At 70.4% G+C, this 4,750-nt stretch carries 7 protein-coding genes; all 7 read right to left on the bottom strand.

Annotated features, from left to right (window positions below; translation table 11 throughout):
- Window positions 1–306, bottom strand: a 306-nt coding sequence (locus tag SACHA_RS25185; protein WP_028663026.1) for a heavy-metal-associated domain-containing protein, incomplete at its 3' end; no start/stop codon positions are given.
- A gap of 114 nt (window positions 307–420) precedes the next feature.
- Window positions 421–759: a hypothetical protein gene (locus SACHA_RS21220; protein ID WP_019809134.1), complete on the bottom strand. Its 339-nt coding sequence runs from the start codon at window positions 757–759 to the stop codon at window positions 421–423.
- Window positions 756–1,160, bottom strand: a complete 405-nt coding sequence (locus SACHA_RS0109235) for a YbaB/EbfC family nucleoid-associated protein (protein ID WP_019809132.1) — start codon at window positions 1,158–1,160, stop codon at window positions 756–758. The genes SACHA_RS21220 and SACHA_RS0109235 overlap by 4 nt, the downstream gene beginning before the upstream one ends.
- A gap of 29 nt (window positions 1,161–1,189) precedes the next feature.
- The gene (locus SACHA_RS0109230; protein WP_019809130.1) at window positions 1,190–1,855 is read right to left on the bottom strand and encodes a hypothetical protein; all 666 of its coding nucleotides are present in this window, start codon (window positions 1,853–1,855) and stop codon (window positions 1,190–1,192) included.
- A 10-nt stretch (window positions 1,856–1,865) separates the two neighbouring features.
- Window positions 1,866–2,234, bottom strand: coding sequence for a hypothetical protein (locus SACHA_RS0109225; protein ID WP_019809128.1), 369 nt, complete (start codon window positions 2,232–2,234; stop codon window positions 1,866–1,868).
- A 115-nt stretch (window positions 2,235–2,349) separates the two neighbouring features.
- The gene (locus SACHA_RS0109220) at window positions 2,350–3,450 is read right to left on the bottom strand and encodes a tartrate dehydrogenase (protein WP_019809126.1); all 1,101 of its coding nucleotides are present in this window, start codon (window positions 3,448–3,450) and stop codon (window positions 2,350–2,352) included.
- The coding region (locus tag SACHA_RS21215; protein ID WP_019809124.1) for an NAD-dependent succinate-semialdehyde dehydrogenase at window positions 3,447–4,750 on the bottom strand (1,304 nt) is incomplete at its 5' end. The genes SACHA_RS0109220 and SACHA_RS21215, both read right to left, overlap by 4 nt.

The raw sequence follows: 4,750 nt of genomic DNA, 5'->3' as shown, positions 1-4,750 counted from the left end.
CACCCGGTCCACCAGCGGCGCGCTCCGCAGCCCGGGGTCGGACAGGGCCACCACCACCCGGGACGACGGCGCGTTGACCCGTGCCCAGCGCACCCCGGGGTGCGCCTCGACGGCGGCCTCGATCCGACGGGCCACGGACGGGCCCTGGGCACCGTGCACCCCGTGGACCTCGATGTAGTGGCGCCCCGGCGAGGACCACACGTGCCGGCGCGGCCTGCTCGCCACCGAGGCCACACCCCGTGCGGTGCCGAGCGCCGTGCCCACCACCGTCAGCGGGCCCGGCACCGGCAGGCCGAACACGTTCATGCGGCCGGGATGCCCCGATCCGCCCCGGACGACACCGGGTCACCACACCGGTGGAGGGGTGCCGTCGGACGGGATCGCCGCCACGGGCCGGGCAGCACCCGTCACCGGTCCCGGTCACCAGACCCGGTACTGCTCCCGGCGCCGCGCGGCCGCGTACCAGATCGTGGCCCCGGTGAGCACGAGAAGGCCGGCTGCGGCGAAGAACACGACGACGGCGGCCCCACTCATCGGTACGGTCGCGGTCGTGTCTCCGGCACCGCTGCAGTGGATCTCGACGTTCTCCGCGAAGCGGGTGGTCGCCACACCCGCGCAGTCCCGGTGGACCTCCCAGAAGTGCAGCAGCCCGGCGCACAACACCGCGGTCAACGCCGCGAACGACCAGACCACGATGAGCAGCGTGGATGCCCGTACCGCCCCGATCCCACCGGGTCGGCCCGGTGTGGAAGTGCTCATCGACGGATGTCGAACCCGTCGAACCAGTCGTCGTCCGAGGGCCCCCGCTGTGGTCGTGACTCGCGCGGTGTCTCCGTGGCCTCCGCGATCCGACCGCGCAGCTCCGGGGTCTCCTCCAATTCCCGCGCCAACTCGGCGAGGTCGAAGTCGAGCAGGGTAGCCGCCTCCCGCGCCTGTTCGCAGGCGCTGTTGATTTCCTCGGTCAGCCACTGCTCGTCCCCTTCGCGCACCGTGCCCGGGGCGATGTGCACCCGCTTCTGGCGACCCAGCATGTCGACCCACGCGGTGACGACTCCGGTGCGGGACACGCCCTTGAACTCACTGAACAACGCACGTTCGGGGTCCTGCTTGATCTTGTGCAGGCGGTCCTTCATCGTCCGGACGTCCTGATGCCGTTCCATCGCCGCGTTCCCCTCCCGGAGTCAGTGCGTCAGGGCGTGGCACCCTGAGCCGACGTCATGGTCTCCTGTGCCTCGGCGGAGGCCGTCTCCAGAGCCTCGATCTTGGACTGCTCATTGCTCCGGATGGTCCACCAGATCGAGGCGACTCCGACGAGCACACTGATGATTCCGATGACGAGGCCGATGACGGCGCCCACACCGGTCCACCCCGCGGCGACCTCGATCACCACCGTCGCGATCAGGCCGATGACCGAAACCGCCGCACCGATCAGGGCGAGGATGTCGGCCACACTCCGCCCGAAGAGCTGGTCCCAGCTGTCCGCGACCTCCCGGAGGGCGATGCCCACGTCTTCCGCGGGTGGCTTCATGTCGCCGAGCGCGGTCTTGATCTTCTCGATCCGTTCGGAGTAGGCGTTCTTGGCCTCCCCCGTCCACGAAGCGGCCCTGCTCACGGCCTCGTCGAGTTCGGTGACACAGCTCTCGACATTCTTGCCGAAGTCTCCCGCTCCGTCCTCACCGCCCACGCCCCACACCGACGTGGCCACCGCACGCAGCCGATCGGTGTCGATGTCGCGGACGAGCCGGAGTGTGTTCTCGACCGACGGCAGGTTCTCGCCGTGTTCCCGCACGAACGAGTCGACCTTCCCCGCGTCGGCGAGAACCTGTTCGTCGATCATTTCACTCAGCGGTGCCATGCCCCTACCCTCAATCGCCGTCCGGAGCGTGCCTGTTCACCCATTCGGCCACCTCTTCCTCGGCCACCCGGTACTCGACCCCCGCCCGAGCGACCCCTTCCGCCGTGGTCGTGATGGTGGCGTGCGCGCGATTGATGAAGTTCTGCGTCGCTTCCACCACATTCGCGTAATGGATGTCGATGAACTTGGTAAGGGCGACGACCGTCTCTTCGACGGTCTCCTCCACGTTCTGGTATTGGGAAACGGCCTCCGTCGTGAGGAAGCCCTCGACGGAGGCCTGCTCCCGGAAGTTCTCCATCCCCAGGGCCGTACTGGCTTTTTGCAGGTACCGATCGAGAGTCTCGATCTCCGATTGATCGAGCCCGTAGCCGTCCGGCATCGCGTTGCCCTTCGTCGGTGGTCGCTGACGGTGGGACGACCACGGACGTCGAATGGTTCCCCGGTATTCCGGCCTGATCGGGACAGTGCGCACAGCGCACTGTCCCGATCAGGGATCAGAGTGCCCCGGCCACGGCCGCGCCGACTTCCGCCGTGGTCGCCGTGCCGCCGAGATCCGGGGTGACGACCCGGCCCTCGGTCAGCACCTTCTCCACGGCCGCCTCCACGGCGCGGGCCGCCGCGCCTTCGCCGAGGTGGTCGAGCAGCATCGCGCCCGCGAGGATCTGCGCCACCGGGTTCGCGATGCCCTTCCCGGCGATGTCCGGGGCGCTGCCGTGCACCGCCTCGAACATCGACGGGTGCGTGTGCTCCGGGTTGAGGTTGCCGGACGGGGCCATGCCGAGCCCACCGGTGACGGCGGCGGCGAGGTCGCTGAGGATGTCACCGAACAGGTTGGAGCCCACGACGACGTCGAGCCGGTCGGGAGCCTGCACCATCCGGGCCGCCAGGGCGTCGACGTGGCACGACTCGGCGACCACGTCGGGGTACTCGGCCGCGACCGCGTCGAAGACCTCGTCCCAGAACGGCATCGTGTGGATGATGCCGTTCGACTTGGTCGCCGAGCACACCCGCTTCGACCGGGTGCGCGCCAGTTCGAAGGCGTAGCGGACGACGCGTTCGACACCGACGCGGGTGAACACCGACTCCTGCAGGGCGAACTCGCCCGGGTGTCCCGCGTTGTGCCTGCCGCCGAGAGTGGAGTACTCGCCCTCCGCGTTCTCCCGGACGACGACCATCTCCAGCTCGTCGGCCCCGCGCCCGGCCAGCGCGGAGGTGGTGCCGGGCAGCAGCCGCACCGGCCGCAGGTTGACGTACTGGGAGAACGCACGGCGCAGCGGGATCAGCAGCCCCCACAGCGACACGTGGTCGGCCACGCCCGGGAAGCCGACCGCGCCGAGCAGGATCGCGTCGAATCCGGCCAGCGTGGCGACGCCGTCGTCGGGAATCATCGCGCCGGTGCGCAGGTACCGCTCGCAACTGTAGTCGAACTCGGTCCAGCGCAGGGCGAAACCGTGTGCCGCCGCGACCGCGTCCAACACCCGGCGGGCCTCGGTGGTGACATCCACCCCGATCCCGTCGCCGGGGACGGCGGCGATCCCGTACGTGCGCGTGTCCCCGTCCACCGGAGCCCCGTCCACCGGAGCCCCGGCCGTCACAGGCTCACCGCGACGTACTTGGTCTCCAGGAACTCGTCGATCCCGACGGTGCCGCCCTCGCGCCCGAGGCCGGACTGCTTGACGCCCCCGAACGGCGCGGCCGGGTTGGACACCACGCCCTGGTTCAGGCCCACCATGCCGGTCTCCAGCTTCTCGCTGACCCGCAGCGCGCGCTTGATGTCGCGGGTGTAGACGTAGCCGACCAGGCCGTACTCGGTGTCGTTGGCGGCGGACAGCGCCTCGTCCTCGGTGTCGAACTCGGTGATCGGCGCGACCGGGCCGAAGATCTCCTCGCTCGCCATCCGCGCGTCCGTGGGCACCCCGGTGAGCACGGTCGGCTGGTAGAAGTTGCCCGGCCCGTCCACGGTGGCCCCACCGGTGAGCACGTCCGCACCCCGCTGGGCGGCGTCGCTGACCAGCGTGGAGACCTTCTCCACCGCGTCGGGGTCGATCAGCGGGCCCACCACGACGCCGTCCTCGGTACCCCGGCCGATCGCCAGGGACGACATCCGCTCGGTGAGCCTGCGGGAGAACTCGTCGGCCACGCCACGTTGCACGTAGAACCGGTTGGCGGCGGTGCAGGCCTCCCCGATGTTGCGCATCTTGGCCGCCATCGCGCCCTCGACCGCCTCGTCGAGGTCGGCGTCGTCGAAGACCAGGAACGGCGCGTTGCCGCCCAGCTCCATCGAGGTGCGCAGCACCTTGTCCGAGCACTGCTCCAGCAGCATGCGGCCGACGGCGGTGGACCCGGTGAACGACAGCTTGCGCGCCCGACCGTCGCGGATGAGCGGCTCCATGACGCCCCCCGAATCGGTGGTGGTGAGCACGTTGAGCACGCCGTCGGGCAGCCCCGCCTCGGCGAGGATCCGGGTCAGCGCCAACATCGACAGCGGCGTCTGGGCGGCGGGCTTGACCACCATCGTGCAGCCCGCGGCCACGGCGGGGCCGATCTTGCGGGTGCCCATCGCCATCGGGAAGTTCCACGGCGTAATCAGCAGCGACGGGCCGACGGGCTGGTTCGTGACAAGGAACCGGCCCGAGCCGTTCGGGGCGACGGCGTAGCCGCCGTCGATGCGCACGGCCTCCTCCGCGAACCAGCGGAAGAACTCGGCGGCGTAGGCGATCTCGCCGCGGGCCTCGGCGAGCGGCTTGCCCATCTCCAGGGTCATCAGCAGGGCGAGTTCGTCCTGGCGAGCCATCAGGGCCTCGTAGGAACGGCGCAGGATCTCCCCGCGCTCCCGCGGTGGGTGCGCGGCCCAGTCGGCCTGGGCGGCGACGGCGGCGTCCAGCGCGGCGGCGC

Source organism: Saccharomonospora halophila 8 (assembly GCF_000383775.1).
In the GTDB taxonomy this organism is placed as follows: Bacteria; Actinomycetota; Actinomycetes; order Mycobacteriales; family Pseudonocardiaceae; genus Saccharomonospora; species Saccharomonospora halophila.
This window is presented reverse-complemented; position numbering and strand designations above follow the sequence as displayed.

What these genes read in the sequence shown, in the direction of transcription:
- SACHA_RS21220 (WP_019809134.1), bottom strand. Translation starts at nt 759, where the DNA reads ATGAGCACTTCCACACCGGGCCGACCCGGTGGGATCGGGGCGGTACGG.
- SACHA_RS0109235 (WP_019809132.1), bottom strand. Translation starts at nt 1,160, where the DNA reads ATGGAACGGCATCAGGACGTCCGGACGATGAAGGACCGCCTGCACAAG.
- SACHA_RS0109230 (WP_019809130.1), bottom strand. Translation starts at nt 1,855, where the DNA reads ATGGCACCGCTGAGTGAAATGATCGACGAACAGGTTCTCGCCGACGCG.
- SACHA_RS0109225 (WP_019809128.1), bottom strand. Translation starts at nt 2,234, where the DNA reads ATGCCGGACGGCTACGGGCTCGATCAATCGGAGATCGAGACTCTCGAT.